The organism is Sorangium sp. So ce1335 (genome assembly GCF_051521615.1).
In the GTDB taxonomy this organism is placed as follows: domain Bacteria; phylum Myxococcota_A; class Polyangia; order Polyangiales; family Polyangiaceae; genus Sorangium.
The window spans coordinates 3,020,036-3,046,233 of record NZ_CP150363.1 but is presented as its reverse complement, the minus strand read 5'-3'; the positions used below and the strand labels follow the sequence as shown (position 1 = coordinate 3,046,233).

At 69.0% G+C, this 26,198-nt stretch carries 24 protein-coding genes and 1 pseudogene; 9 read left to right on the top strand and 16 right to left on the bottom strand.

Annotation, left to right across the window (positions count from 1 at the left end):
* Nucleotides 1–9: 9 nt before the first annotated feature.
* The 8 genes from WMF24_RS11375 to hsdR all read right to left on the bottom strand — a co-directional run bounded on the left by WMF24_RS11375 (nucleotide 10) and on the right by hsdR (nucleotide 10,197).
* Entirely contained in the window at nucleotides 10–576 is a 567-nt protein-coding gene (locus tag WMF24_RS11375) for a hypothetical protein (protein ID WP_437736413.1), read from the bottom strand.
* A 104-nt stretch (nucleotides 577–680) separates the two neighbouring features.
* Nucleotides 681–1,226, bottom strand: coding sequence for a hypothetical protein (locus WMF24_RS11370; protein WP_437736412.1), 546 nt, complete (start codon nucleotides 1,224–1,226; stop codon nucleotides 681–683).
* Nucleotides 1,223–1,372: a hypothetical protein gene (locus tag WMF24_RS11365; protein WP_437736411.1), complete on the bottom strand. Its 150-nt coding sequence runs from the start codon at nucleotides 1,370–1,372 to the stop codon at nucleotides 1,223–1,225. The genes WMF24_RS11370 and WMF24_RS11365 overlap by 4 nt, the downstream gene beginning before the upstream one ends.
* Nucleotides 1,373–2,047: 675 nt before the next feature.
* Entirely contained in the window at nucleotides 2,048–2,728 is a 681-nt protein-coding gene (locus WMF24_RS11360) for a hypothetical protein (RefSeq protein ID WP_437736410.1), read from the bottom strand.
* Between the two features lie 14 nt (nucleotides 2,729–2,742).
* On the bottom strand, nucleotides 2,743–3,144 hold the full coding sequence (locus tag WMF24_RS11355; protein ID WP_437736409.1) for a hypothetical protein: 402 nt from the start codon (nucleotides 3,142–3,144) through the stop codon (nucleotides 2,743–2,745).
* 519 nt (nucleotides 3,145–3,663) lie between these two features.
* Entirely contained in the window at nucleotides 3,664–5,136 is a 1,473-nt protein-coding gene (locus tag WMF24_RS11350) for a hypothetical protein (protein WP_437736408.1), read from the bottom strand.
* 173 nt (nucleotides 5,137–5,309) lie between these two features.
* Nucleotides 5,310–6,734: an N-6 DNA methylase gene (locus WMF24_RS11345; protein ID WP_437736407.1), complete on the bottom strand. Its 1,425-nt coding sequence runs from the start codon at nucleotides 6,732–6,734 to the stop codon at nucleotides 5,310–5,312.
* 25 nt (nucleotides 6,735–6,759) lie between these two features.
* Nucleotides 6,760–10,197 (bottom strand): type I restriction-modification system endonuclease, encoded by a 3,438-nt coding sequence (gene hsdR, locus WMF24_RS11340; protein WP_437736406.1) that lies wholly within the window; start codon nucleotides 10,195–10,197, stop codon nucleotides 6,760–6,762.
* Between the two features lie 581 nt (nucleotides 10,198–10,778).
* Here hsdR and WMF24_RS11335 point away from each other — a divergent pair.
* The 3 genes from WMF24_RS11335 to WMF24_RS11325 all read left to right on the top strand — a co-directional run bounded on the left by WMF24_RS11335 (nucleotide 10,779) and on the right by WMF24_RS11325 (nucleotide 12,814).
* Entirely contained in the window at nucleotides 10,779–11,522 is a 744-nt protein-coding gene (locus WMF24_RS11335) for a hypothetical protein (RefSeq protein ID WP_437736405.1), read from the top strand.
* Between the two features lie 10 nt (nucleotides 11,523–11,532).
* Nucleotides 11,533–12,336, top strand: a complete 804-nt coding sequence (locus WMF24_RS11330; protein ID WP_437736404.1) for a hypothetical protein — start codon at nucleotides 11,533–11,535, stop codon at nucleotides 12,334–12,336.
* Nucleotides 12,337–12,442: 106 nt separating this feature from the next.
* The gene (locus WMF24_RS11325) at nucleotides 12,443–12,814 is read left to right on the top strand and encodes a hypothetical protein (protein ID WP_437736403.1); all 372 of its coding nucleotides are present in this window, start codon (nucleotides 12,443–12,445) and stop codon (nucleotides 12,812–12,814) included.
* Nucleotides 12,815–12,893: 79 nt separating this feature from the next.
* Here the strand turns inward: WMF24_RS11325 and WMF24_RS11320 are convergent, their stop codons facing one another.
* Nucleotides 12,894–13,706, bottom strand: coding sequence for an SRPBCC family protein (locus tag WMF24_RS11320; protein ID WP_437736402.1), 813 nt, complete (start codon nucleotides 13,704–13,706; stop codon nucleotides 12,894–12,896).
* A 414-nt stretch (nucleotides 13,707–14,120) separates the two neighbouring features.
* On the opposite strand from WMF24_RS11320, the gene WMF24_RS11315 reads away from it, so the two are divergent.
* Nucleotides 14,121–15,317 (top strand): hypothetical protein, encoded by a 1,197-nt coding sequence (locus WMF24_RS11315; protein ID WP_437736401.1) that lies wholly within the window; start codon nucleotides 14,121–14,123, stop codon nucleotides 15,315–15,317.
* 194 nt (nucleotides 15,318–15,511) lie between these two features.
* Here the strand turns inward: WMF24_RS11315 and WMF24_RS11310 are convergent, their stop codons facing one another.
* A complete protein-coding gene (locus WMF24_RS11310) occupies nucleotides 15,512–16,612 on the bottom strand; it encodes an alpha/beta hydrolase family esterase (protein WP_437736400.1) in 1,101 nt (366 codons plus the stop codon).
* 575 nt (nucleotides 16,613–17,187) lie between these two features.
* Here WMF24_RS11310 and WMF24_RS11305 point away from each other — a divergent pair.
* From WMF24_RS11305 to WMF24_RS11295, 3 genes are all read left to right on the top strand, one after another.
* Complete coding sequence (locus WMF24_RS11305) at nucleotides 17,188–18,093, top strand: hypothetical protein (protein WP_437736399.1); 906 nt, start codon at nucleotides 17,188–17,190, stop codon at nucleotides 18,091–18,093.
* On the top strand, nucleotides 18,093–19,970 hold the full coding sequence (locus WMF24_RS11300) for a hypothetical protein (protein WP_437736398.1): 1,878 nt from the start codon (nucleotides 18,093–18,095) through the stop codon (nucleotides 19,968–19,970). The genes WMF24_RS11305 and WMF24_RS11300 overlap by 1 nt, the downstream gene beginning before the upstream one ends.
* Nucleotides 19,971–20,034: 64 nt before the next feature.
* Nucleotides 20,035–20,487, top strand: coding sequence for a nuclear transport factor 2 family protein (locus WMF24_RS11295; RefSeq protein WP_437736397.1), 453 nt, complete (start codon nucleotides 20,035–20,037; stop codon nucleotides 20,485–20,487).
* A gap of 147 nt (nucleotides 20,488–20,634) precedes the next feature.
* Here WMF24_RS11295 and WMF24_RS11290 read toward each other — a convergent pair whose 3' ends face one another.
* Nucleotides 20,635–21,405 (bottom strand): DUF1287 domain-containing protein, encoded by a 771-nt coding sequence (locus WMF24_RS11290; protein ID WP_437736396.1) that lies wholly within the window; start codon nucleotides 21,403–21,405, stop codon nucleotides 20,635–20,637.
* A 51-nt stretch (nucleotides 21,406–21,456) separates the two neighbouring features.
* On the opposite strand from WMF24_RS11290, the pseudogene WMF24_RS11285 reads away from it, so the two are divergent.
* Nucleotides 21,457–21,570: pseudogene (locus tag WMF24_RS11285) on the top strand (zinc-dependent peptidase); the annotation flags it as partial.
* 207 nt (nucleotides 21,571–21,777) lie between these two features.
* Here the strand turns inward: WMF24_RS11285 and WMF24_RS11280 are convergent.
* The 4 genes from WMF24_RS11280 to WMF24_RS11265 form a co-directional block, all read right to left on the bottom strand.
* A complete protein-coding gene (locus tag WMF24_RS11280) occupies nucleotides 21,778–22,578 on the bottom strand; it encodes a hypothetical protein (RefSeq protein WP_437736395.1) in 801 nt (266 codons plus the stop codon).
* A 310-nt stretch (nucleotides 22,579–22,888) separates the two neighbouring features.
* Nucleotides 22,889–23,521, bottom strand: coding sequence for a glutathione S-transferase family protein (locus WMF24_RS11275; RefSeq protein ID WP_437736394.1), 633 nt, complete (start codon nucleotides 23,519–23,521; stop codon nucleotides 22,889–22,891).
* 141 nt (nucleotides 23,522–23,662) lie between these two features.
* Nucleotides 23,663–24,460, bottom strand: coding sequence for an N-formylglutamate amidohydrolase (locus WMF24_RS11270; protein ID WP_437736393.1), 798 nt, complete (start codon nucleotides 24,458–24,460; stop codon nucleotides 23,663–23,665).
* A gap of 67 nt (nucleotides 24,461–24,527) precedes the next feature.
* Nucleotides 24,528–25,058 (bottom strand): RNA polymerase sigma factor, encoded by a 531-nt coding sequence (locus WMF24_RS11265; RefSeq protein WP_437736392.1) that lies wholly within the window; start codon nucleotides 25,056–25,058, stop codon nucleotides 24,528–24,530.
* Between the two features lie 101 nt (nucleotides 25,059–25,159).
* Between WMF24_RS11265 and WMF24_RS11260 the strand changes: the two genes are divergently transcribed.
* On the top strand, nucleotides 25,160–25,528 hold the full coding sequence (locus WMF24_RS11260) for a thioredoxin family protein (protein ID WP_437736391.1): 369 nt from the start codon (nucleotides 25,160–25,162) through the stop codon (nucleotides 25,526–25,528).
* 104 nt (nucleotides 25,529–25,632) lie between these two features.
* Here the strand turns inward: WMF24_RS11260 and WMF24_RS11255 are convergent, their stop codons facing one another.
* On the bottom strand, nucleotides 25,633–26,154 hold the full coding sequence (locus WMF24_RS11255; protein ID WP_437736390.1) for a hypothetical protein: 522 nt from the start codon (nucleotides 26,152–26,154) through the stop codon (nucleotides 25,633–25,635).
* Nucleotides 26,155–26,198: the final 44 nt, after the last annotated feature.

The window sequence follows — 26,198 nt, the reverse complement described above, 5'->3', positions numbered from 1 at the left end:
AGGGAAGGTCTACGCCGGATCCACCCAGGTCCACACGACCGAGAAGAGGCACATGTAGATCGTCGCCTTGCCCATCGACACCCCGTCCATGTCCACATCCGGCACCACCTCGTTCCCGAGCTCCGGCGGGATCCGTCGGTAGCCGGGGTACGTGGCCTCGATCTCGGCTGCGACCGCCGCCGGTATCTCGTCGGGCCCGCCCCTATCGTGGATCCCGTAATAGGGCGCGAGGAGGCTCACGTGGAAACTGAGCGAAGCCCTGCTGCTGAGCGAGGGAACGGGCTCCAGGTCCTTGGGGCGATAGATGCGGGCCGAGTACGCCGGGTCGCCCCCCCCCGCCAACAGGTGGAGCGACTCGTCTTGAAGGCGGAATCGACTTCTCAGGCGGCGGGTCATCGCTTTCCACGTCGGGTACTCCGCTCGCCCACGGCTTCCGGCTTCCACCAGGCGGCGGTGCTCCTCCGTGTCGTCGTAGACGGGCTCATTGGGAGGCACCTGGATGCGATCGGTCTTATGCACGCCCCGTGGGTAGAAGCGATAGACGACATCGAGCAGCTCGGAGCGATTTATCAGCATGGATTCGCCACCTTGGTACCGGGCCCCGATCCTTGGACTTGGACGCAGTCTCCACCCTGTCGCGCCCGAGCTCGTCCACGTGGACGGCGGGCGCCACGGAAGGTCTACGCCGGATCCACCCAGGTCCACACGACCGAGAAGAGGCAGATGTAGATCGTCGCCTTGCCCATCAACACCGCGTCCATCGCCACATCCGGCACCACCTCGTTCCCGAGCTCCGCCGGGATCGGTCGGTAACCGGGGTAGGTGGCCTCGATCTCCCGAGCGACCTCGCGCGCCACCGGCTCCTGCTCGGGGATGCCGGGGAGGTGGATCCCGTAGTATGGCCCGAGCAGGGACACGTGGAAGCTGAGCGCCGTTTCGTCAGTGAGCCAGATGCGGGCCGAGTACGCCGGGTCGCGTCCTCCCGCCAACAGGTGGAGCGACTCGTTCTGAAGGCCGTATCGATCCCCCAGGCGGCGGATCATCGCTTTCCACGTTGGATACTCCGCTCGCCCTCGGCTTGCGGCTTCCACCAGGCGGCGGTGCTCCTCCGTGTCGTCGTAGAAGGCCTCATCAGGAGGTACGTTGCTGCGATGGGTGCAACGTACGCCCCGCGGGTAGAAGTGATAGACGACGTCGAGCAGCTCGGAGCGAGTTATCATCTTCATTTCGCGAGGCGCGTCGCGGTGCCAGCCTGGAGCCACCCGAAGTTGATTCCGGCGTTCAGCTCGGATGCGTCTGCCTGCATCGGAACGACACCGAGGACGAGCGCGAGCACTGTCGCCGTTCGGATGTGCCGGCCTGTCGTCTTCATCGTCCCCTTCCTCTTCCGCGACGTGCGAACAACCTGCCGACGCAGGCCATTCTTCTGATCACGGGATCGGCGTCAAACGGAATCTAGATGAGCCATCACGCTGACCAGGGGTCGCACCGTCCAGAGCGTGCGCCAGCGGGAAGCTCCCTGCGCGGCTCCAGCCCGTGTCGACGTCCTGGCGCCAGCGGCCTGTCGCGCCGCCGCAGGAGCGCGCGACCGGCCACAGGCCCCGCGCCGCGCGATGTCGGCTGGACGCTCGATCCAGCGCGGCGCCGTGCTCAGGCAGCGGTGGCCGCGCGCTGTGACGGCCGCGCGCGGGGCGCCGCATGACGTCGCTCGGGCGGCCACGCCGCCCGCGAGCGCGGAGCCTGGCACCTGGCGGTGGCCTGCGCGCTCAGCGACGGCGACGCGTGTCAACCTGCTGGCACCGGCGTCCTGTTGACGTCGCCGTGAGAGGGCACGGACGGCCGCGCCCCCTGGGCTGCATGACGGCGCCTGGGCGGCAGCTTCCTTGCCGTCGCGACCTGTCGCCGCGCCCTGAGCAGGCGGCCTCGCTGCCCTCGCCAGCGGCGCCGCGCCTTCTGCCGGTGCACGTGGTGGCCGATACACCGCCGGCGGCAACGGAACCGATAGAGATCGCGCTGCCCAACGGCCGGGTGGTCCGTGTTGGTGAGCCTACTGCGCTGCCGGTCTGGGCGTTCCGGGGAACATGCGCTGCAAGGCGGGTCCTCCAGGCTTCCCGTTCACCGTGAGCGTCCCGTCCGCTCCGCGCACGATGGTGGGGGGCGCCACCTCGGGAAGCTCGAGCCGCCGGAACGCGGCAGGGTCCGAGCGCGGTCCGGCCTCTGGTCCGGCATACCATCCGATTTGCCCGCTCGGCAGCTTGCGTGCGACAATGACTCCATCACCGTCGGTGGGCCATTCTTCTGGCTTGTAAACACCGGTCGTCCCGTCCGGGAGCTGGACGATCACAGCCTCGGTATAGCTGTCCAGGAGCTCGCGATTTCGCCGGATCTCCGCTGCGGTCGGCGCGCGTTGGGGATCGACAGGATCGAGCTCCGGAGTGTCTCGCTCCGATCGCTCGGGGACGCTGGACGGCTCGGTCTTGCGGACGGGCGCGACGAAGGCCATGCAGATGGCCAGCTGCGCCTTGGTCGAGGCCAGCTCGGTCCGTTCGGCCCTGCAGCCTTCTCGCGTGGGCGCCGCGGCCGCGGGCGACGACGCCTCGGTGGACGACGAGGGCGATGCGCTGTCATGCGCCTCGGCGACCGATGTACCGCGCGGCATGGCGCGTCCGATGAAGACGCCGGCGATGCCGGCGAGGAGTGCGACCAGGATAGAGCTGCGCATGGTCATACAACGCCTCGCCGCTACAGCGGACACCCTGGCGGCACGGGCTGGCAATAGTCGTGATCTTGATTCGGCCACTCCTGAGGAAAAATCTCAAGATGGCAGGGCGTCAGAAAGAACGACAGATCGGCCTTGGGACAAACCTGGTTTCCATTCAGCTGCTCTTCCGTGGCGCGATTCATCACGGTGAGCTCGAACAAGAGCTCCCTGTCTCCGGCCGATATGTGGCTGCACGCGGGCGTGAACGCGATCAAATCGACGTTCTGGCAGTATGCGGCGCAACCGACCGGCGGGTCGGTGTAACAGAAGGGCTTACTCGAAGATGGAAGCGGCTCCCCGTTTGTCGGGGTGCATTTCTTTGCCCCAATCGAGCACAGAGCAAACACGAGCACCACCATGGTGTGCAAGACCGATCGTTTCATGGACTCTCCTTGGAGGTCAAGCCCAGGTCACGCGGCTCGTACGTTTCGCGACGAGCGGCAAGGCTTGGCCCTGCGCGGCTCGCTGTCGTCGGCAGGCAGCAAGGCTGCGTCTGCGCACGACGCGCGCACCTCGGTCACCGCGTTCTTAGGAATACATCCGGATCTCACGTATTCCGGATGTGGCGACCATCTTCTCGACACAGCGCGGCGTCAACATGTAATTTAGAGCACAGCTTACGTCCGTACGAGACGATCGTCGGATCCACGCCAACGGCGCGGGGAAACGAGCTTTCCAGCAGGGCCACGGGGGGCGTCGCGGCTCGACGGCAGGGAGCGGGAGCCAAACCCAAGGCATCGAGCCCGGCAACCATCTCTGGCGCTGCAGCCCCAGCGCCCCCTGACCCGCGCAGGTGTCCGCGGGAGCCGCCACGGAAGCCGCGGTCAGCCGGTCATGATCGGAGGCAAGTGCCCGCTGCGTAACCTGGCGGGCGGCAGCAGGGGCTGGCGGCCACCAGGCGGCTACCCTCGCGAGCGTGCCGGAGCCAGGCCTCGGCGGCTTGCCTTGGGCCTCGTCGCTTGATCGGCGGGGGCGGATGGGGCAGGAGGCGGGGATGCGGCGGCGCGGCGGCGGCCGGCGCCGTTAGTGGCCTGGCCGTTCTGCTCGCGCTCGGCGCGGAGGCGCTCGAGGAGGACCGAGGCGGGCTCGTCGTTCGGGTCCTGGGGGACGAGCTCGCCGCGGAAGGCCTTGGCGAGCAAGCATTGTTCTTGGAGCTTTAGGCTCTGCACAGCTTGCTCGATCGTTCGCTGGATACGTATGCTTCGCTCCAGGGCGTACCGAGCACGTCCGCTGATCACCGACTGCTCTTGTAGCGGCGCCAACGGGAATGGAAGCGGTCGAAGGCGCTCAGAAGTGAGGTGCGCGATATTGGTCGTAAGCGACGCCGCTCTACGAAATACTCCGGTGAACAAATGACTCAAAAAGACGAGCTGAGAATACTCCGTAGAGACACCAGGTCTATATGGCCTGAACCGGTGAACCGTTGCCTGAATACACAAATCCTCGTGACCCCCGTCATATACAGCACTCTGCCCGACCAACTCTGGACTTTGCCCCTCACTCAGGATGATATCCCCAGGCTTAAGGCGATAAATGGCCAGCTCATCGTCATTGAACGGCATACGAAGGACATCGGAGAGGTCTAGCCGATCCCGTTTTACGTTCGCAACACGAACATACGGTCTCAGTACACGCCCATCCTCACCCTCGACATACTCTGGAGCACGTCGCCTGCCGAGCAGCAGATGTCCGACGGTCTCAATCGTCGTCCAGCACCAGCCCTCGGGCAATTCCGGCAGCTCGCTCGCATCTAACGGCTCCGGCTCCTCGTACTTCTCCTTCCACCGATCGTCGCCCGGCACCTTCCCCTTCGCCCGCATCTTGGCGAGCTCCGCCTCCTCCCAGCGCTGGCGCCGCTCGGCGCGGATCCGCTTGAGCAGCTCCTCGGCCGGCTCCACGTCGGGGTTCTTCTCCCGCCAGTCTGCCGTGAGATCGCCGCGGAAGGCGGCTGCGAGCACGGACTGCCGGAAGCGATCGAGGAGCGGGGGGATGGCGTCGAGCGCCTCCTTGGCGCGGCGGCTCTTGGCGGTGAGCGCGCCGATCTTGGCGACAATTCGGCGTTGCTCAGCGAGCGGAGCCAGCCTCAGCGCCCAAGTGGATATGCGATCAGCGCCCAGGTGATTGATTCCGATGCCCTTACCTGCATCGGCGAACCGACCCGAACGAGCATCACTCAAGAAGTGGTAATAAATATACTCAGGCAGGGGAGCGTGAGAACGGACACGAATCAACGTATTCTGGAAGCAGGCACCCTCGATCTCCCCGTACCAGACGGCGGGTTTACCTACTTCGCTCGCGCTACCTGACGCCTCATTCAACAACACGTCACCCGGACGCAGCCGATATACCTCGAACTCCCGAGGATCGAAGTTCATCTCCTTAACGTCGGAGAGATCGAGACCGCCCCACGTGACATTTGCTGCGCGGAGATAGGGTCTAAGGTAATCTCCCGTCGCTTTATCAGGTGAGCGCTGCCTCCCGAGCCGCACTTCGGCAACTTGGCTCACGCTCACGGAGATCCAGCCGGGAGGTAGATCCGCTCTGTCGTTCACGCCTCCACCCCCAGCTCCGCCCTGAGCGCCTCCATCTCCTCCGTCGCCACCCGCAGCCTCTCCAGGATCTCCGCCGCGATTTCATCCGGCTCCGGCAAGTCATCCACGCCATGGACACTCTCGTCCTTGAGCCAGGCGATATCGAGGTTATCCCCCCGCGCCTTGATCTCCTCCCGCGTGAATCTCCGGAACCGCCCCTCCGCCCCCTGGTCCTTCCGCCGGCTCTTCCCGTACGGATCGCTCCCGAACGCCTTCTCGAACTCCGCGAAGTGCTCCTGCCCGAGCCGCGTGCGCTTGCCGAACGACGGCATGTTCGCCCGCAGGTCATACACCCACACCGCTTTGGTGTTGCCCTTGTCCTTCCGCTCCTCCCCGCGCGTGAAGAACAGCACGTTCGTCTTCACCCCCTGCGCGTAGAAGATCCCCGTCGGCAGCCGCAGGATCGTGTGCAGATCGCACTTGTCCATCAAGTCGGCCCGGATCTGCGCCCCGGTGTTCTCCTCGAACAGCACGTTGTCCGGCAGCACGACCGCCGCCCTGCCGCCCGGCTTCAGCCCGCGGTAGATGTGCTGCAGGAACGCGAGCTGCTTGTTCGAAGTCGGGTACGTGAAGTCCTTCCGCGACGGCAGCCCGCCCCCTTTCTTCGTCCCGAAGGGCGGGTTCGTCAGGATCACGTCCGCAGGCTCCAGCCGCTCGCCATCGGACGCGAGCGAGTCCCCGCGCACGAGGTTCGCCTCGATGCCGTGCAGCATCAGGTTCATCAGCGCCAGCCGGTGCGCGTCCTCCACCAGCTCGACCCCGTAGAACGCCTTCTTCCGCTGGAACTCCTGCTCTCGCTGGCTCAGCGCATACATCTTGTCATCCGCCTTGATGTACCGGTCCGCCGCGATCAGAAATCCCGCCGTCCCCGCCGCCGGGTCCTGCACCAGCTCCCCCGCCTTGGGCTGGACCAGCCGCACCATGCAGTCGATCAGCGCCCGCGGCGTGAAGTACTGCCCGGCGCCCGACTTCTTCTCGCTCGCGTTCCGCTCGAGCAGGTCCTCGTACATGTTGCCGAGGCCCTCCTCGCGCGCCGAGTACCAGTCGAGCCGCTCGATCTCCTTCACGAGCGTCTCCAGGTTCCTCGGCTGCTTGATCGACGTCTTGGCGTTGACGAAGATCGCCTGCACGCGCCCCGACGCCTCGGTGCCCAGGTGGAGCAGCGTGGCGCGGTAGAAGGTGAGTAGCCCAACCCCCGTCTTGCTGGAGAGATCGTCCCAGCGATACCCCTTGGGCAGCTCCTTCTCCGTGCCCGTCTCCTTCGCCATCTTGAGGAAGAGCAGGTACGTCAGCTCGGTCAGGTACTCGTGGTAGGTGATGCCGTCGTCCCGGAGGACGTGGCACAGGTCCCAGAGCTTGCGGACGATGTCGGCGGTGGTCATGGTCGGCGCGCCCTCCCTATCACAGTCAGCCCGCTGCCTTCTCCCAGATCGCCTCCCTCAGGTCGCCAAGCACCTTCTCGAGCTGGCCATCGAAGATCTTGTCGATCCGCTGGAAGCCGCCGTCGGCCTGGAACTGCCCGCGATCGAGCGCCGCCCGGTCCACCACCTCGTCGGCCTTGATCTGCTTGCCGATGCGCTCCAGCCAGCGGCGCTGCACCGGCGTCCACGCGCGGCTCTGGACGATCTTCGCCACGGCCCGGTCCACCCGGTCGCCGTACGGCACGAGCGGGTCGCCGAGCGCCGCCCGTCGGATGAAGCCCATGATCGACGCGGCGATGTCGGCGTTCGTCTTGTCCCGCCACGCGGTCCGCAGCACCGACTCGCTGTAGCCCGCCCCGTCGAGCGCGAGCTTGAGCTCCCGGAGCTGCTCCCGCGTCAGATCGCGCGGGCGCTGCGTGACCACGATGAGCGCCGGGTGCGTGTTGAGGTGGTCGCGGACGTAGGCAGCAAAGCTCTCCAGGTAGTCGTCCGGCCGCGGCGCGTTGCCATAGCCGCGGCCCACCTCGATCACCCGGTCGGCGTGATCCGAGACCATCAGCTGCCGGCCAACCTCGACCCTCTCGTCAAGGAACGTGACGAGGTACCCGTGCTGCGCGAAGAACGCCACCGCCGCGTCCGGCGTCCCCGCCTTGAGCTGGCGGGCGACCTCGGCCGGCGACATCCCCGCGACGTTCTCGAACCGGGCGAGGCGATCGCCCTTCAGCACCTGCCGCTTGCGCTGGAGCTTCGCGATGAGCTGCTCCAGCACCACCGCCCGCACCTCGGCGTCCTTCTGCGTCTGGAGCTCCTTCACGAGCTTCTCGAACGAGAGGCTCACGTCGTTCACCACCGGCGTCATCGAGGTGAGCCGCTCGAAGTTCTCGTGAAGCGCCACGGCGTCGAAGACGCGAAAGCTCGTCTTCTCGATCTCCGGGCAAAGACGCGTGGCCCGGCCCATCATCTGCTCGTAGAGGATGCGGCTCTTGACCTGCCGCAGGAAGACAAGGTTGCAGATCTTCGGGACGTCGACGCCGGTGGTGAGAAGATCCACGGTGACGGCCACGCTCGGGAGCCGCTCGTTCTTGAAGTGCCGGATGAGCTGGAGCGGGCGATCGACGCTCGGATGGCCAGTGATCTTGACAACCGTCCCCTCGTCGACGTCGCCGTACAGCTCGCGGAACGCCCTCTCCAGGAGCAAGACGACGAGATCGGCATGCGCGTCATTGACGCAGAAGATCAGCGTCTTGCCCGGGAGCGTCGGGTCGATGTGCCGGGCGAGCTCGGCGCACACGGCCTCGTTGAAGCTCCGGGTGATCACCTTGCTGTTGAACCCGTCGATGTCGACCTTCACCTCGTCCTTCACGTCGACGAGCTCCTCGGCCGCGGTGCGCGGGTTGAAGAGGCGCATCGTCTCGCCCTTCTTCCAGAGCATCCCTTTCTTGGCGAGCTCGGTGACGATCGATATCACCGGCTCGTAATCGACGAGGCAGCCGTCGATCACCGCCTCCCGGTACGAGTAGAGGAAGACCGGCGGGCCGAAGATGTCCTTCGTGTGCGACGCGGGCGTGGCCGTGAGGCCGATCTTCACCGCGTCGAAGTGATCGAGCACGCGCCGGTACCTGGAGACGTAATCGTCGAGGCTGCGGAAGCGCAGCTCGACGTCGCTCATCTCCTGATCGAGCGTGTACCCGCGATGGCACTCGTCGACGACGATGCAATCGTACTGGTCGACAGGCGGCACCTCGCCCTCTCTCCCCTCCTCCTCCTTCGAGGCGAGGACGCGCTTGACCATGCCCTGGATCGTCGCGACGTGGAGCTTCGTGCCCGCGTCGGGCCGCACGTCGTCGAGCCCCTTGATGTTGTAGATCTCCGCGAACGGCTGCAGGTTCTCGAGCCGCACGTCCTTCAGCGCGTCCACCGTCTGCTCCCCGAGCGCGCTCCGGTCGACGAGGAAGAGCACGCGCCGGAACCGCTGGGCCTTGATCAGCCGGTAGACGAGCCCGATGGCGGTGCGCGTCTTGCCCGTGCCCGTGGCCATCGCCACGAGGCACGCCCGCTTCCCGTCATCGATCGCCGTCTCCACGGCCCGGATGGCGCGGATCTGGTAGTCGCGCAGGTCGAGGTAGCCCGTGGGCTCGCTGTCCAGCCGGGCGTGGGCGGCCCCGATGTCCTGCTTGAAGAGCGCGACGAGCCCCTCGGGCGTGTACCAGCCCTCGAGAGCGCGCGCGAGGTTCGTTGAACGCCGCGCGTCGCGGAACCAGATGCCGCTCTTCGTCTCGATCTGCCGGAGATACGCCCGCCCGTTCGTCGCGAAGAGGAACGGCACCCGGTGCCCCTTCTCCCACGGACCGCCCGCGAACCTGGCGTCGCCCTCCAGCGTGAGGCCACGGCTGTAGCGGACCGTCTGCTGCTTGATGACGCTGGCGACGTCCACGCCCATCTTCTTCGCCTCGACCACGGCGAACGCCTCGAGCCCGACGAACAGCACATAGTCGACCGGGCCGGTCTCCGTCGGCCACTCGGCGATGGCGAGGTTCCTTCCCTTCTGCGGCCTCGTCCCCCGCCTGTAGTGAAGCGCCTCGGAGTCGGCCTCCCAGCCGGCCTTGCGGAGCTGCTCGTCGATGATCCGGCGGGTGGCGGCCTCGTCGAGCTGGATCGCCTGCGCCGCCTCGGCGGCGCGGTCGACCGTGGCCTGGAGGACGGCAGCGGGCGCCGCCGCGGCCTGCGCCTGGAGGGCGGCGAGATCGGCGGCGAGCTGCGCCTTCTGGCGCTCGTAGGCCTCGGCGTCCTTCGCCCGCCGCTGCTCCGACTCGGTGGCGAGCGCCTCCCAGAGCGCCCCGTCCTCGGCCGCCTTCCGGGCGCGCTCCTCGGCCGTGAGGCGCTTCCTTGCCTCGTCCTCGGCGGCGGCGCGGACGGCCTCGATGTCGACCTTGCTCCTGGACAGCTCGCCGCGCAGCCGCTCCAGCTCGGCGGCGAGCGCGGCGTCCTGCTTCGCCGGGTCGGGGGGCGGCACGAACGGGCCAGGGTCGAACCTCCTGTCGTTCCCGAACGAGCGCTGGAACCAGACGCCGAGCTCGCGCGCCATCTTGAGCTGGTGCAGCGCCTCGCGGTGGTCGCCGCGCAGCTCGTGGGCCGCCTTGTTGCCGGCGAGGCGCAGGTCGTGGAAGAGCTGCCGCGTCGTCGCGTCGAGCGCGCCCCTGTCGCGGAGGCGCTCGATCAGCGCGGCCTGGTTCTCCGCCGGCGACGCGTAGAGCCCGAGCCGCGCGGCGGCGCGCTGCGCCAGGATCTCGCCGAACTGCCGCAGCTTCACCAGACAGGTGATCGGGTCGTCGGCGAAGTAGCGCTCGGCCTGCGTGCCGAGGACGACCAGGCGCGGGTCGTGGCGGTCGAGGAAGACGAAGTTGGTTGAGGCAGGAGGGGGCACGGATCGGGCTCGCGCGTGGGTTGGGGGGACGGTTCCATGAAACACCAGCGCGGGGTGCCGGTGGAAGCGGAACGACACCATCCCGGACGTGATCGCGTAAGGCGCACGAACTCAGGAGCGCGCGACCGAAGGGCACCTTTCCGGACGATGTGCGCGAGGACTGACGGCAGGGGCGGTGGCGCGAGCCTGGGGTGATGCCGCGCCACGGAAGGACCGCCCGGACGCCAGGAGCGCCGGACGAGTCCCAGCAGCCCTCGTCTACTACCGGGGTGGCTCGTCACCGCGCTGAAGGCGCGAGCCTCCACGTCATGGAGGTCATCGCCTCCAGCCGGCGCCGGCGGCGGCCACACCCGGGCTCCGGCACCTCCCGGGCCTCGCCCCGAGCCAGCGCCCGCGCCGCGAGCAAACCCCTTGTTTCCCGGCCCATGTCGACAAGCTCGCGCCGATCGCTGTCGCGATCTGCCCCCGGTCCGCCCTGTCATCGGGGCCTGGAGAGCATGGACCTGAAGTTGCAATTCGGCAGGTCAGCAGGTCGGCAAATCAGCAGGTCAGCAGGTATCCACGGAACCAGAGGTGAACTCATGAGACTGACGCGCAACAGAACATCGATGACGCTCGTCTTCCTCGCGCTGCTCGCGGGCTGCGCTGCCCCCGCCGAGCCGGATCCGGCCGAGGACACGGCGGAAGAGTCGCAGTCGCTCGAGTGCGACAGGGAGTGCATCCAGGCGATGGTGAACAGGCACCTTTCGCTGATGGGAGAGATCGGGGACGAGGCCCCCTACGAGAGGTCGCTCCGGGAGCTCCGGGCCATCGGCCCGGCGGTCGTCCCTGCGGCCGTCACGGCCTACCGCACGTGGTCGCAGTCGGCCCCGCCGGACCCGGAGGAGCCGGCGCGGCCCGGCGAGATGCGGTGGCGCGCGACACACCTGCTCGGCGCCCTCGGGTTCCGCGAGGCCATCGCCTCGCTCGGCGCGATCGCCGGCTCTTCGCTCCCCGAGCCCGGCGCCGACGAGCAGCTCTTCGGGGACGAGGTCCGCATCCGCCTGCGCGCCATCGCCGGGCTCGAGAAGCTGGGCGCCACTGCCGAGCTGCGGGCGATCCACGCGCGCGGCGACCTCCTGCGCACGCCGGCGGCCGCGAGCCTCCACGCGCTCGGGATCGACGTCGGCGTCCGGTTCGTCGACATGCGGACCGCGCTCGCCGAGGACGTGGCCGACACCACCGACGCGAACCCGAACGCCGGCAGGCCGCCGCAGCCGGATACGCCCGGATCTCGCGAATTCCGTGTGACGCCCAGGAACGACACCCCGGCCATTGATCGATGAGGGAATGACCATGAGAACGACGACCAAAGCGACCCTTGCGCTCTGCCTCCTCCTTGGCCTCTCCTCCGAGGCCCGCGCCCAGACGTGCGACACCATCAGGAACACCGAGCCCGCCGTGCAAAAGAGCTTCTGGTGCACGCAGCCGTGGATCGACTTCTTCTGGGACGCGTACGACTTCGACAAGGGAGACTGGGACGGCGGCTTCGGCTGGGAGGCCGCGTGCGACCTGAAGCGACCGCTGGCGCGCACGTTCCAGGCGATCCAGCTCCTCAGCTACGCGTCGCCGAACCAGCCGACGAAGACGAACGATTTCAAGGGGAATATCCTGCGCTGGGGCGGCAACTACGCCATGCGCGAGATCGACGAGCTGGACGGGCGGTGCGGCGACGGGACGGCGCGGGCGCGGACGACCTGGGGGGTGTTCGTCGACAACCGCACCGAGCTCTTCATGCCGTTCTTCTTCAACGAGAACGTCGTCGAGCGCGCCGGGACGCTGATCCACGAGGCGCGTCACGCGGACTGGTGCGGTCACAGCGGCAACGACGGCAGCAACGCGTGCCCGGCGAAGAGCGAGTCGTGCGACGAGAAGTACCTGGACGGCTGCTCGGGGGTCGGCTCGCCGAGCGGGCGGGGCGCGGCCGGCTACCAGGTCCTGTGGCTGTGGTGGTATGCCTTCGAGGCGGACGCGGCGCACAGCTCGTCGACGATGCGGGACTTCGCGAGGGACGAGGCGAACCGGATCTTGAACACGATGTTCGACGTCGACCCGTGCTTCAACATCACGAGCAATGGCGGCAAGATCATCACGTGCTAGGAGGGCGGCGCTCGCGGGCTGCCTGTGGGGCGCGCTGTGCGCGGCGGGGTGCGCTGGTGGCCATCGCGGCTCGGACATCCCGCCGGCGCCCTGGGCGCAGCTCGAGGTGAGCCGCGGCGCCGGCGAGCAGACGGTCGTCTGGATCGACCTCGGCGGGACGTTCGAGGGGTACCAGGGGAACGCGGCGCTGCGCGGCGCGCTGGGCCCGGAGCAGATCGCGGGCCTCCGCGCGCTGTTCGGGGACGAGCGGATCGCGATCTACACGCGCGACGCGCTCCCCACCGACGGGAGCGTCGATCTCGCCGGCAGCGCCGACCGGCCTGTCTTCCGCGTGGTCGTCCGCGAGGAGAGCGCGCCGATCCAGCCGGGCTCGGAGAGGCTGTCCGCGTACTTCGCCGAGCGGTCGCAGCACGCCGAGACGGACGAGATGCTGGCGGAGGTGAAGAAGATCCTCGCCGCGGCGACCGACGCCCGTTAGCGGCACAGACCGGCGGCGTGGGCGGCCCGAGCGCCGGGCCGCGCCACGCTCGCCGGGCGCCTACGCCCCCGCCGGGCGCCTACGCCCCTGCCGGGAACCGCTCGGCCATCCACGCCTGCCACGCCGGCTCGGCGCGCTCGGCCGCGGCCCTGGCCCCGTCGCCGTACAGATAGACGCGTACCGGCAGGAAGACCTGCCCCGCCATGGGCAGCGCGAACAGGTGCGCGATGCCGGGCGCCGGCGCGTCGAGCCGGAGGAGCAGGCCCGGGTACTCGCTCGGGAAGACCTGCTCGGCGACGCCCGCGAGCGGCGGCGCGCCGGCGGCCGTGCTCACCCGCTGGCCCTCGACGGCGCCCGCGAGCCCGAGCGGGCCGACAAGCGCACTCCACGTCGCGGCGGTGGGCTGGGGCCCGGCGCCCATCAGCTGGAACGACACGCAAGGTTGGCCGCGGAAATGGGCCAGGTAGAGCCGCAGGAGGCGGAAGAAGACCGCCCAGCCCATCTCGTGGGCCTCGAACTGGTTGTCCCAGTCGTCGGTGCTCGCGAACCAGCTATGCACGACGCGCACGACGCACGTGCCGCCGGACTGCGCCTCGACGATCCACTCCGTCGCCACCGTCGGCGTGCCAGGGCCCATGTCCTCCGGGCTCTCGGCGGTGAACCGGCGCGGCGGATCCCAGGCGGTGATCTTCGCGACCGAATCCATGCTCGATCCCGGGCCGAAGTGAGAGACGGTCGTGCCGCCTTCGCGCTCCTCCACCTCGCTCGGCACGAACCACGACGAGATCCCGGGCCCTGTCGCGATGGCGGCCCACACCTCCTCGGGGCTGCCGGGGACCTCGACCTCGGCCTGTACGTGGCGGCGTCCGGATGCGTCTTTTCTCACGGGCATGTCGGCTCCTTTCGAGATACCCGTACCTAACCTTGACAACTTTTTTTGTCAATGGTCACCGTTCACCCCTTCCCCGGCGCGCCGCTGGGCCCCGCCCGGCCTCGATGCGCCGCGCCGCCGGCCCCCTGCCCTGCCGATCGGCCCGTCATCGCGGTGGGGCCCGATCCCGCCATCACCGCATCGCCCGCCGAGCCGGCACCTTGCGCCGTCAGGCCCCTCGGCAAAGCTACGAGGGAGCCCGGGTGGGCAAGGGTGATGACCGCTCCGCTCCGGGATGAATGTTGAAACAGGAGACCAGGAGGCGTTTCCGTGTGGCTTAGATCCTCGGTAGTGCTCGTGACAACGGTCCTCTGCTCGGCGTGCGCGTCCGAGCCGGCGACGATCGCAGCGGACGCGTCCGCGCAAGGCGCCTTGATGAACGACCTGGCTGCGCAGGCGAGCGAGGCGCTCGGGCGCTCCGGCGCGGTCCGTGAGATCGAGCGAGGGCCAGGGTGGGCTCGGGTTCAGATCGAGGTGCACGACGAGGCCTATCCGCTCGTCGTGGACGTCGTGGCGAGCACGCGCGCCGCGCCTTCCAGGGTTATTTACATGCTCCCCGGGGGCGGGCTGAACTTCGAGAGCAACTTCTTCACGCCGCGCGACCGGAACATCGCGCACTTCATGCGCGACCACGGTTACCTCGTCATCGGCATCTCGCCTCGGGAGGACAGCCTCGACCCAGCGTCGCCGGCGCCGGGCGACGCCGCGCTCGAGGGCTGGGGGCTCGCGAAGCGCAAGCAGGACATCCGCGACGTCATCGCCGCCGTCGACCGGTGGCTCGGGCTCCCGCACGACCTCCTCGGGCACTCGGCGGGCGGCGCGCACGCGCTCGACGTTGCCGCGACGTACACCGACGGTCCGGGCAAGGTGATGGTGCTCGACACCACCGGTCCCTATGATCCCGTCACCGAGCCGGCTTACGCCGCGAACGCGCAGGCGACGCTGGATGCGTATGCGCAGCTCCTCGCCCAGGGCCAGCTCACCATCGACTCGGCCAGCGGGCTGAGAGCGCTCCTCGCCGCGGCGGCCGACGATCCGCTGGGCGACTCCGGCGTCCCCCGCGCGATCGCCGGCGGGCCCGCCGGGACGTTCACGCGGTCCGGGCTCGTGCACTACGGGCTCATCCACACGAACCGGCTCCCGGGGCCGACCACGCCGCTGACGGGGCTGCCGCAGAACTGGTTCTACGAGCAGGGCCACCTCGCGGGGCAGTACACGTTCGCCGCGGCCCCGCAGCAGGATCGGTTCGGCCTGACCCACACGCCCCTGGCCGTGTTCGAGGACGCGCTCGACGAGCTCGGGAGCGGGCTCGTCCCCACCGCGACCATGCGCGATCTGCTCGCCGTCTGGGCCGGCGCGCCCGCGTACACCATCGACTGGAGCAACATCGACGCACAGGTGGTGTGGGTCAACACCGAGCTCGGACGGGGCGATCACCCGCGGGGCGCGCAGCTCATCGAGGAGGGCGGGAACGCCGATGTCCGCTTCAGCGTCGTCCCGGGGTACGGGCACGCCGATCCGGTGTTCGGCCAGCGCGCCCACATCGACGTCTGGCCGCTGCTGCTGGAGTAGCCGGACGCAGCGGCCCGCACGCAAGGACGCGCTCGGGGCTCCCGGTCGCATCCCCGGGGATCTTGGGCGAGCGTGACGACGGGTCGCACCCCCTCAGGAGGCATCGGCTCATCCCGGGCCCCAGGGTCAAGCCCGGGCCTGGGGAGCGCGGCGCCACGCGCGGGCGAGCATCCCGTCCGCGGCGAGGACGTCGGTCAGAACTGCTTGAAGAACTTCCACGACTCGATGGGAATCCAGTTCGGATTGCCGTCGATGTTCGTGTGCCCGCCGCCGAAGGTGCACACCCGCGTCGGATGCTCCGGATCGCAATCCTTGAAATCGTAGCAGCTGTACGCGCCGTTCGAAGTCGGGATCTCGTCCGGGATCGTGCAGCCGTTGTCTTCGGCTTTTTCGAGGGCGATGAACTTGGCCCCTTTCTTTTGAGCCTCGTTGTTCACCCAGGGGCAGGTCCCGTCGTTCATGCCCGTCATGTGCATCCAGGCGATGGGCTCATGTGTCTTCTCAGGCAACCAGATGTTGTAGTTGGCAGGGGCGATGCCCACTGCCGCACGGATCTCCGCTTGATGGTTCGTCGACAGCGAGTAGGTGATCATCCCCCCGAAGCTGAAGCCGGTCGCGAACACGCGGGTCGTGTCGTAACAGACATTTTCATTCATGAACGCCATGATGTCGTCGAACAGCGCGTGGTCCTTCTCTTGCCACGTCGCGCCGTCCGAGGAGGGGGCCACGAAGATGGCCTGCTCTCCGTCGGCCTCCAGCTGCGGCTTGAGAAAGTAGAAATCTTGCCCCTCGACGTCTTGCCAGCGGCTGCCGATCCAGTGTGAGGTGTAGAACAGCCGGTAGGGCTTGTTCATGTCGTAGTTGCGGGGCATATCGACGTAGTACACGCGATTTTGGCCCGAGCTCGAGATCGTATACTCCCTGGTCGTCAACGTGGTTGCCTTGCCGCACCCCGCGCTCGGCACAGGCGCGTTCCCCATGGGAATGGCTCCTTCGGGCCAGCCGCCCGTGCCAGCACCGCCGCTGCCGGTCGGCTCAGCCCCGCCACTCCCGCCGCTGTTGTCACCGCCGGTCCCAGCCGCGGTGGTGCCGCTGGAGGTCGCAACGCCGCTGCCGCTCGCGCTGCTGACGGAGGGCGCACCGCCGCTGCCGCTCGCGCTGCTGACGGAACCGGTCGCCGTCGATCCGCCCCCTCCGTCGTCGTTCGAGTCGGACTCGGCGGGGGCGCACGAAATCGCGACCCAGCTCGCAAGGGTGACGCAACAGGCGAGTCGGCCGAACGTTTGATCTTGCATCACAGGTCTCCTACGTACCGGGATCAGGTAAAAAGGAAACAATACGATTCGAGCGTATCCAGGGCGACTCGCCACAGCCGTCGAACAAGCGAGGGTCGTCGCGTCCTCGGCTGGATCGCTCTTGGCAAAACGCCGATCACCATCGTTCAGCGATCGCTTCCGCGACGACCGAGCGAACAGGATCGGTGTAGAAATCGACCGAACGGATCCGATTGACGAAGAGCTCGGTACTCGGGTGGACCCGAGCAAACCGAAACAAAAGGAGGGCCGTCGACCGGAATGTGAACGCTCACATGGCCGGTGTCAATTCCAATCGACCGGCCCGCGGGTATCGTCGGGCCCGAGGGAGGACATGGCTGGCAGGGCTCCCTCGGAGCGCCGCGTTAAGAGGGGTGGTCGCCGGACCGCGGCCATCGCCGGACTATCCGACCACCATCGTACTGCCAGCATGTCGTGTTGCCGCGGCCGATGCGGAACCGAGCGCGCTCCGCGTCGCGCGTCATGGAAGCGGCTTCGCGCTTGACGATCGAAACCGGCTTCGGTGAGATCGTGCGATCTTCGCCACAGGAGCCCTCATGCGCCACCGTCTCTCGGTCGTCGCCGCGTTGACCGTCGTTTCGCTCTCCCTCGGTACGAGCGCCCGCGCCGATGACGGACAGGACGAAGTCACGCTCAAGAGCGGCGGCACGATCCGGGGCACCGTCGTCTCGTCCGAGCCCGGGGTGAGCGTGAAGATCATCGAGCTGGGTGACAAGGAGGTGCGCGTCATCCCGTGGGCCCAGGTGTCGGACGTGGAGCGCGGGAAGTTCGCGCCGAAGAGCGCCACGCAGCCGGGGTCCGCGGGGCCGGGCTACGGCGCCGCACCGCCGCCGCAGCCGCTCCCGGCGCCGGCACCGACGCTCGGCGCGCCCGGCGTGGTGAGGCTGCACGTCGAGAGCCCGGAGCCCGTGCGGGTGATCGAGGAACGCTCCACGACGGTCGGCGCTTACGGCGGCTACGGCTTTGCCGTCAAGCAGTTCCGGCCCGTCTGCGTCTCGCCGTGCGACAAGGTGATCGACGGCAGCGACGGGCGCCGGTTCTCGCTCTCGCCGGAGGAGATGCCGCCGCCGGACCCGTTCTCGGTCTCGCACATGACGGGCGACGTCACGCTCCACGTCGCGCCCGGCAGCTACGGGCGCCAGACCGCGGGGATCTGGCTGACTGCCCTGGGTGCCACCGCTGCGGCCTTGGGAGGCACCTTCCTCCTCCTGGACTCCATCAGCCCATCGTACGAGTACGACGACGCGGGCAACGAGATCCCCGACGACGGTGGGGTCTCGACCCCGCTCCTCGTCACGGTCATCGGCGGCGGCGTGACGCTCGTCGGCGGCATCGTGCTGCTCGCGACCTCGGGCACGTCGGTCACGCTCGAGCAGCGCGACGGGAAGCCGCCTGCCAGGGCAGCGCAGGTCAAGCCGCGCTACTGGCTGGGCGAGTTCTGATGCGTCCGCGCCGGCTCCACGGGCTCCTCGCGCTCTCGCTCGGCGCGGGCTGCGGCCCCGGCGCGGCGCCCGCCGGCCCTCCGCGCAGCGCCGAGCAGCCCGCTGCGCCGGCGCCGCAGGCGAGGTTCACGCTCGGCGATCGCGCCATCGAGGAGGTCGTGCGCGCGGTGAGCACAGCGCGGCAGCTGTCGCCGAGGAGGCCGGTCGTCGTCGAGCGGCTCGACCATGAGCGCTTCGTGGAGCGCCTGTTCGCCGGCCGCCACGCGGAGCCTTCGCCCGAGGGGGCGCTCAGCGCCGAGGCCGCGTTTCTGCTCGGCTTCAACTTCCTCCCGCAGCCCGGAGAGCGCGGCGGGCTCTCCACCGTCGACGAGGTGCTGAAAGAGCAGGTCGTCGGCTTCTATAGCCGCAAGGCCGACAAGGTGTTCATCCCCGACGTGGCCCTCGCGTCCGCGGACGAGCTGCTCGAGCAACAGGCGGTGCTCGCACACGAGGTGCAGCACGCGCTCCAGGCGCAGGTCTTTCCGCCCCCGCCCGAGGCGAGCAGCGCGGACGAGGCGATCGCGCAGCTCGCGCTCATCGAGGGCGACGCGATGGTGGCCATGGGCGCGTGGCTCGGCGCCGAGGCCGGCGCGCCGGTGGGGCGCACGCTGCGGCGGATCGTGGAGGTGACGAGGCGCGTCCCGCTCGCGAGCGTCACGCGCGGCGAGGCGGACACCAAGCTCGACAAGGCGCTCGACCTGACGAGAAAGCGCCTCGAGTTCCCCTACCGCAGCGGGATGCTGCTGGTCACCGACGTGTATCGCGCGGGCGGCTTCCCGCTCGTCGACAGGATGTACACGCGCTTCCCGCGCAGCACCGAGCAGGTGTTGCACCCCGAAAAGTACCTCGCGGGCGAGCCCCCGCGACCGTTCGCCGATCCGCGGCCGCCGCGGGGCTACGCGCTGTCCGCCGCCGACACGCTCGGCGAGCTCGACACGCGCATCCTCCTCGAGCGCTGCGTCGACGCGGAGATCGCCGAGCGCGCGGCCGCGGGCTGGGCGGGCGATCGCTTCGGCGTGTTCGCCGGGCCGGAGCGGCGCCTCGCGACGGCGTGGATCAGCGGGTGGGACACCGAGAAGGACGCGGAGGAGCTCGAGGCGGCGCTCGGCCAGAGCGCGGCCTGCTGGCAGAAGAACGCGCTCGGGCTCGAGCAGGGCGACTACACGATCGCCGCCAGCATCACCGTCCGCCGGCAGGGCAAGCTCGTCGCGTTCGTGCGCGGCTTGCCCGAGGGCGACGGGGCAGCGCTCGCGTCGCAGCTCTTCACGCTCGCCGGGCCGGAGCCGAAGCCCACGCCGCTCACCGATCTCCTGATCCCGCCGCGCGTCCCCCTCCCCGAGCCTGAGCCGGGCCGCATCGAAGGCGACGTGTACCGCAACGGCTGGCTCGATGTCGTCGGCCGCGTGCCGCCGGGCATGCTCGGCCATGTGGGCGGCGACGTCGAGTTCGTCGTCGAGCGGCCCGACACGCTGGTGCGCGGCGGCATGTCGGTGTCCACGCGCATCACCAGCGACGCCGAGAACGACAAGACGTTCGGCGAGGTGCAGGAGTCGTTCGTCCGCGATGTCGCCGCGCTCTCCATGCACGTCGAGGCGCTCGGCGGCGGCCCGGTGACGACGGCGCTCGGCGCGGGCGTCGCACGAACGTGGCGGGTCGCCGGCACGCCGGTGGAGCTCCGGCTCGTGCTCGTCCCGATCTGCGCTGGTACCGGGTCGATCGTGTTCGTCCAGGCCTATGGCGATCCCTACGCGCGCGCCGTGCTCGACGGATGGATGGACAGCTTCCGCTGGACGAACGGGCGCAACCTCACCGCGTGTGACTTTCTCGATCCGAAGTAGCCGCCGCGTGACCGCGGAGAGGCTGCGGGCCCTCTCACTGCCTGCCGTCGAAAGGACCGATATTATGGCCGAAGATCAGAACGAAGAACGAGCGATCCAGAGCGTCATCACCCGTTCCTCCCACAACGTCGACCGGCGGCGCTGGGCCGAGGTCCGCGGCCTCTACGCGGATGTCGTCGTGAACGATTTCACGTCGATCCTCGGCGGCGAGGCGCTCCCGCAGAAGGCGGACGACATGCTGGCGGGGTGGAAGAAATTTCATGAGGCGATCGATCTCTCGCAGCACTTCCTCGGCCCTATCGACGTCGAGGTGCGCGGGGAGGAGGCTTCCGCCGAGTGCCATGTGCGCGCTTACCACCGGTCCGCGCGCGCGCCCGGCGGCGAGGAGTGGATGGTCGCGGGGCACTACCGCTATGGGCTGATAAAGCAAGCGGATGGCTGGAAGATCAAGCAGGTGACGTTCGAGTTCGCCTACCAGACAGGCAACACGAACATGTTCGCCGAAGCCGGTCAGTGATGGCCGCGAGCGCCGCCGGCGGCGCTCAGGCGGGCGGCGGCGCGCTCCCCGCGCCGAGCGTCGCGCCGCCGCCCGCGCCAGCGGCGCCGGCCGCGCCCGCTCTTGCGGCGGCCCGCCCTCGGTCACGCCGGACGGCTCCGGGGGCCCTCACGGACCGGAGCCGCCTCGAGCTTCCTCGGCCCCCTCCGGCTGAACCCTGAAGTGGCCGAGCACGGTCCAGGCGTCGAGCGCGTCGTCCTCGCTCGGCCTCGGGCCGATGTTGTGGAGGACGAGCGGGAGGCCGCGCGGGCCCTTGCGATCGCTGACGATGCCGACGTGATCCGGCGAGCACGGAGGGCACGCCTTCAAGGCCCACACGACGATATCGCCAGGCTTCCATGTGCTCAGCGCGGCCTCGTCGAACGTCGTCGGGAGCCGCGTGGCGTGGGCGCGCAGGTAGGTGAGCATCGGTCCGACGCGGCGATGATCGATGTTGCGATCGGGGCGCTCGACCGTCGTGTAGGCGGCGCGGCGCGCGAGGACGTCCTCGTGAATCATCTTCTGGAGATCGACGCCCGTGGCGCGGACGGCGCGGATGACGACATCGGTGCAGACGCCGCGATCGGGGGCCGGATCGCCGCCCGGGTAGCCGATGGCGACCCAGGCCGGGTCGTAGGTGACGCCGCGGGCGACCTCGAGGCGCGCGCGGGCGACGATGGCGTTGGAGGACGCCGCGGCGGGGGCGGGCCCGCCGAGGGGCGCTGGAGCAGGCGCGGGCGCGGAGGTCCGCCCGGGCGCGGACTTCGCCGCGGGCACGGGGGTCGGCACGAGCGCAGGCGCAGCGGCCGGCGCGACGCGGATCTCGCGGGGAGCGAGCTCTGGCGAGCTACAGGCCAGGAGGGGGACCGCGGCGACGAATGTCCAGAAGCGTGAGCTCATGACCCATCCTCGGCCGAGGAGGACGATCTGTGACATGGCAGGGCGCGACGCGGGTGCGGCGGCCTGGAGATCATCGAAGCGATCCGGGTCACGGTGGCAGCGCAGGCGTGCCTCCTCCTCTCGCGCCGCGAGACCGACGGCTACCCCGAGCTCGAGGTCGTCCTCGCCTAGAACAGCGATCACGTTGAGCGATCGAGAAATGAACCGCCAAGACGCCGAGGACGCCAAGAAGAAGACAACCTCTTGGCGTCCTTGGCGCCTCGGCGGTTCGAAATTCTGCTTACCCCTGCTTCCTGGCACGGCTCGCCCCTCTCCACAACCGGGGCGCGCCATGCATGCAGGCAAAAATCCCAGATCATGTCGAGGTTTCAATCATGGCCGCAACGTGAAGAACGTGTTTCCGGCCAACGTACGAAATCTCGCGAATCTGGGCCCTGGACTTCCAGTCCCTGCGGCTCTCCACGCGAACAAGACTGTTGAACTCGGGTCCCGGACGGCGACCCGCCCCCGAGCTACATCAATAGCATTCTGTATGAAAATTCGAAAATCCGGCTGCGCTCGATCATTGTCATTGTTCGCGAGATGAACCATCTGCTGCAGCCGACGACGAACCCCCTGATCGTAGTTCGGATAGTCGGAGAACCCATCAAACTGGTTGGGGGCGCGAATGATGTCGATCAAATTCTTCGCCCCGCGCGCCCCGAATTGAGCAGGATCGCTCGCCAATCGATTCTCCAGAACCCGCTGCATCCACATCATGCTGTCCAATGTGTCTGCTGCCACGTAGTCTGCGTGGGAAGGACCGCGAGCCTCCGACATCAACAGTCTGGCGACAGCTCCAGCTTCAGTAGCAGGATCCGGCAGCTCTATCGCAGCGTCAACCACCACCCTTAGAGTCGCCTGCACTCCGGACCGTGTGGCCGCGGTCACCGTTACAGCGCCACCACCTGATGTCGTAGCAAGCGCGCTGAGGTAAAACGAGAAATTGCCAACGGCGCGTATGCGAGGTCGGTCATCGACGCTAACCACATCAGGATCACTGCTCGTTATGCTGGGAACACCATCCGAGCGTGGAACATCGGCGATCTGGATGCTGGCCGGAGAGTTCCCTTCGGTGCTCGATATGTGAATCGTCACATCCGTAACATCTGCTCCATGTCGCCGAAAACGCATATATCACCTTCATATAGCACAAGGCCCATATCGACGCCTGTATTCGTCGGGGAGCTCGCCACCGGCGGGGTAAGGCGCGCGTCGGCTCACCGGGATGTGGGTGTGCTCGGGGAGGTAGAGCGAGGCGAAGCCGGGCGCCGCTACGGCGCGCGCCAGCGCTACGACGCCGATACCGCGATCGATGACGAAGTGGGTAATGCCGAAGCGCATAGGCTCTCTTGCCACGTCGCCGTCGCGCACAGCGCAGGGAGAGGACGCGGCGCTCCTGCGGCGCTCGCCGAGGCGCTCCGCTTCAATCCTTCAGGGCGCTCTAAGCCCCAGGCATCTTGATGCCGCGCTCGTCCATCACGGCTTTGTTGCGCGCCTCGCTCCTCGCGTACGCCGGGCGGGCCTTGACCCGCGCGGCATATCCGGTGAAGCTCGGGCGCGGCTCGAGCATCTTGAAGTCGAGCATGTACGCGATGGTGCCGCCGAAGATGACGTCGGCCATCGAGAACTCCTTGCCGAGGACGAAGTCACGGCCAGAGATGGCCGATTCCATCGTCGCGATCATGTCGTCGTAGTTGCCCCAGCCGGCGGAGCCGGCGCGGAACTCCCAGTTGCCGGCCTTGGCCATCGAGCCAGGCTCGATGACCGAGGGGGCGAAGAGCGACCAGCGGAAATAAGTGCCGCGCGCCGCGTCGTCGAGCTTCGGCGCGAGGCGGCCCGGGGCATAACGATCCGCGAGATAGAGGCCGATCGCCGCGGATTCGGTGACGACGGTGCCGCCGTCGACGAGCAAGGGCAGCTTGCCCATCGGATTGAGCTTCGTGACGTCCTCCTTCTTCTGGTCGCCGGCCATGATGTCGACGAACTTGAGCTCGTACTCGACGCCGACTTCCTCGAGCATCCACACCGTGTTGGCGGCGCGCGAAAACGGGTGGTGGTAAAGAACGATGGCCATGGTGGTGTCTCTTTCTCCGTTCGTTTCCGCCGGTCGGTCGGCGGCGCGACGGAGGCTACCAGAGGCCGGCCCCGTTGGGCGCGGCGGGACGAGCACGCGGGCCTGCGCCGCAGGCTGGGGGAACCTACCCGCGCGGCGCGCTCACCCGCCGCCGGCGCCCGGGAGGCCGCTCGCCTCGATCTGCCGGTAGATCGCGGCCAGGCGGAGCGCCCAGGCCTCGACGCCCTCGGCGCTGAGCAGGCCGTCCTGGCGGATCTCGAGGAGCACGCACGGCAGGCCGCGGGCCTCGCCGTGCACGGGGATCCCGTAATCGCCGCCCTCGCTCACGCGGTACGGCTCGTTGTCGCCGACGCAGAGCCCGGGCTCGCGCCGCAGCGCCTCGATGAACGGCCCGGCGAGCCGCCGGTCGCGCCCGTAGAGGACGGCCGCCTGCCAGGGGCGCTCCTGGCCGGGCATCGACGGCGTGAAGCTGTGGACGCTCAGGATCGCCGTGGGCTGCCGGCGATCGCGCCGCGCGTCGAGCAGCCCGGTGATCGCGTCGTGGTAAGGCCAGAAGCACTCGTCGGCCCGCGCCGCGGCCTCCGCGGCGGTGATCGCGTTGGCGGGGATGGGCACGCCGCAGCTCACCACCGGGATGGAGCTCGGCGCGCCCAGCGGCCGGTTGCAGTCGATGACGAGGCGCGAGTAGCCGGAGAGCACGAGCGGCGCGTCGAGCAGCGCGGACAGGCGGCGCGAGAGGCGCGCGGCGCCGATGTCCCAGCCGGTGTGCTCGCGGAGCGCCTCCTCCAGCAGGGAGAGCTCGGGGAGGCTCCGCGGGACCGCGTTGGAGGCGTGGTCGCAGAGCAGGACCGCGCTGGAGCGGCCGTCGGGGTTGACCACCTCGAACGCGGGCGGCTCGTCGGGCGCGAGGATGCGCAGGGCATGCGGAGGGGAGCTCATGGCGTCTCGCCGGAGACATAGCAGACCCGGGCCCGACGCCGCGCGCGCAGGGCAGGGCGCCGCGCGATCACGACGTCATGCAGGCCCGCAGCGCGAGCTTCGCGCGGTGCAGCAGGACCGCGACGTGGCCGGCGGAGATGCCGAGCGCCCGCGCCACGTCCTCCCCCGGCTGCTCCTCGAGCATGCGCAGCGTCACGACGGCCTTCTGGATCTCGCAGAGCTCCTCGACGCACGCGCGCAGGCGGACGTGCTCCTCGGCGCGCGCGATCGCCTCGTCCGTCGCCGGGGCGTCCCCCGCGGCCTCCGGGTGCGCGTCGACGTCCTCGTGCGGCCGGGCGCGGAAGTGACGGCGCCGCCGGTTGCGCGCGGCGTTGCGCACCATCGCCGCGAGCACGCCCCCCCACGCGCCCGCGTCCTCCGGGAGCCCGCCCCGCTGCGCCGCCGTCAGCAGCGTGCAGAGCCCCTCCTGCACGCAGTCGACCGCATCCTCGGGCGTCACCCCCTCCGCGCGCGCCAGCGCGGCGAGCGCCGAGCGCTCCGAGCGCACAAGGTGCGACACGTGACCCAGGATGTCGTCCGCGTCCTTGATGGCGTCCATGGTCTACGGAGGTCAGGTCTCGAGCCTCGCCCACATTACAGCGCTCGAGCGCTGTAATGGATGCCGATCTCGAGACCTGGCAAGGCATGGAGGATCGCGCCATGTCCACGAACCCTGTCCACGAGATCGACGAGCTTGGCTTCGACGCCGAGGTGCTGGAGGCCGGGGTGCCCGTCCTCGTCGAATTCACCGCCACGTGGTGCCCGCCGTGCCGCGCGCTCGCGCCCATCCTGCACCGGCTGGCCGAGGAGGGCGCGGGGCGCCTGAAGGTGGTGGCGGTCGACGGCGACCGCTTCCCGGCGCTCGCCCGCCGCTTCAACGTCCGCGCGTTCCCGACGGTCGTCGCGCTGGACGCGGGCAAGGAGGTGGCGCGCCACGTGGGGCTGACAACGAAGGAGAAGCTCCTGAAGCTGGTGGAAGGGCGAGGCGCCGCGGCGGCGCGGGGCGACCGGGCGCCCTCGCCGGCGTGACGGCGTGTCGGCCGAGCTCGATCATCTGGTGAGGCCGCGGCGGGCGCGCGCTCGGGCTCGCCCGCGGCACGCGCGGCGCGCGGGCGGCAGGGGCCGCGGGCGCGCTAGCGTCGTCCGCGGTCGCGGTCGCGCTGCGATTCGCGGTCGCGCTGCGATTCGCGGTCGCGCTGGCCGCCACGCTCGCGGTGCGTGCCGCGCTCCCGCTGCGACTCGCGCTGCTGGTCGGCGGCGGGGAAGCTGACCCTGCGCGTCGTCTGCTCGTCCCCGGAGACCTCGAACGGCCCGACCGCGAGCGGCTCGCTGACGGCCTTGCCGTTGTCGTCGAGCAGCGTGATCGTCCCGACGTAGTCATCCGCGGCGACCTGCACGCTCGTGTCGAACCGCTGGCACGGGACGACCTGCCGCGTGACCTGGTTGTTCTCGGTGTTGATGAGCACCAGCTCGACCGCCTGCGCGCCGTAGGCTTTGCACTGGTCGGCCTCGGTCCTGTCCTCGATCGCCCACTGGACGGTGACGAACCCCATCTCCTGGGGCTGCGCTTCGTCAGGCGGTGTCTCTCCCGGCTGTGTCCCGTCGGCCCCATGGTCCATGCACGCGACGAGCGTCGCTGCACAGACCGCTGCCACAGAGTAGATACTTCGCATTCCTACCTCGCTGTGCTCGGCGCAAA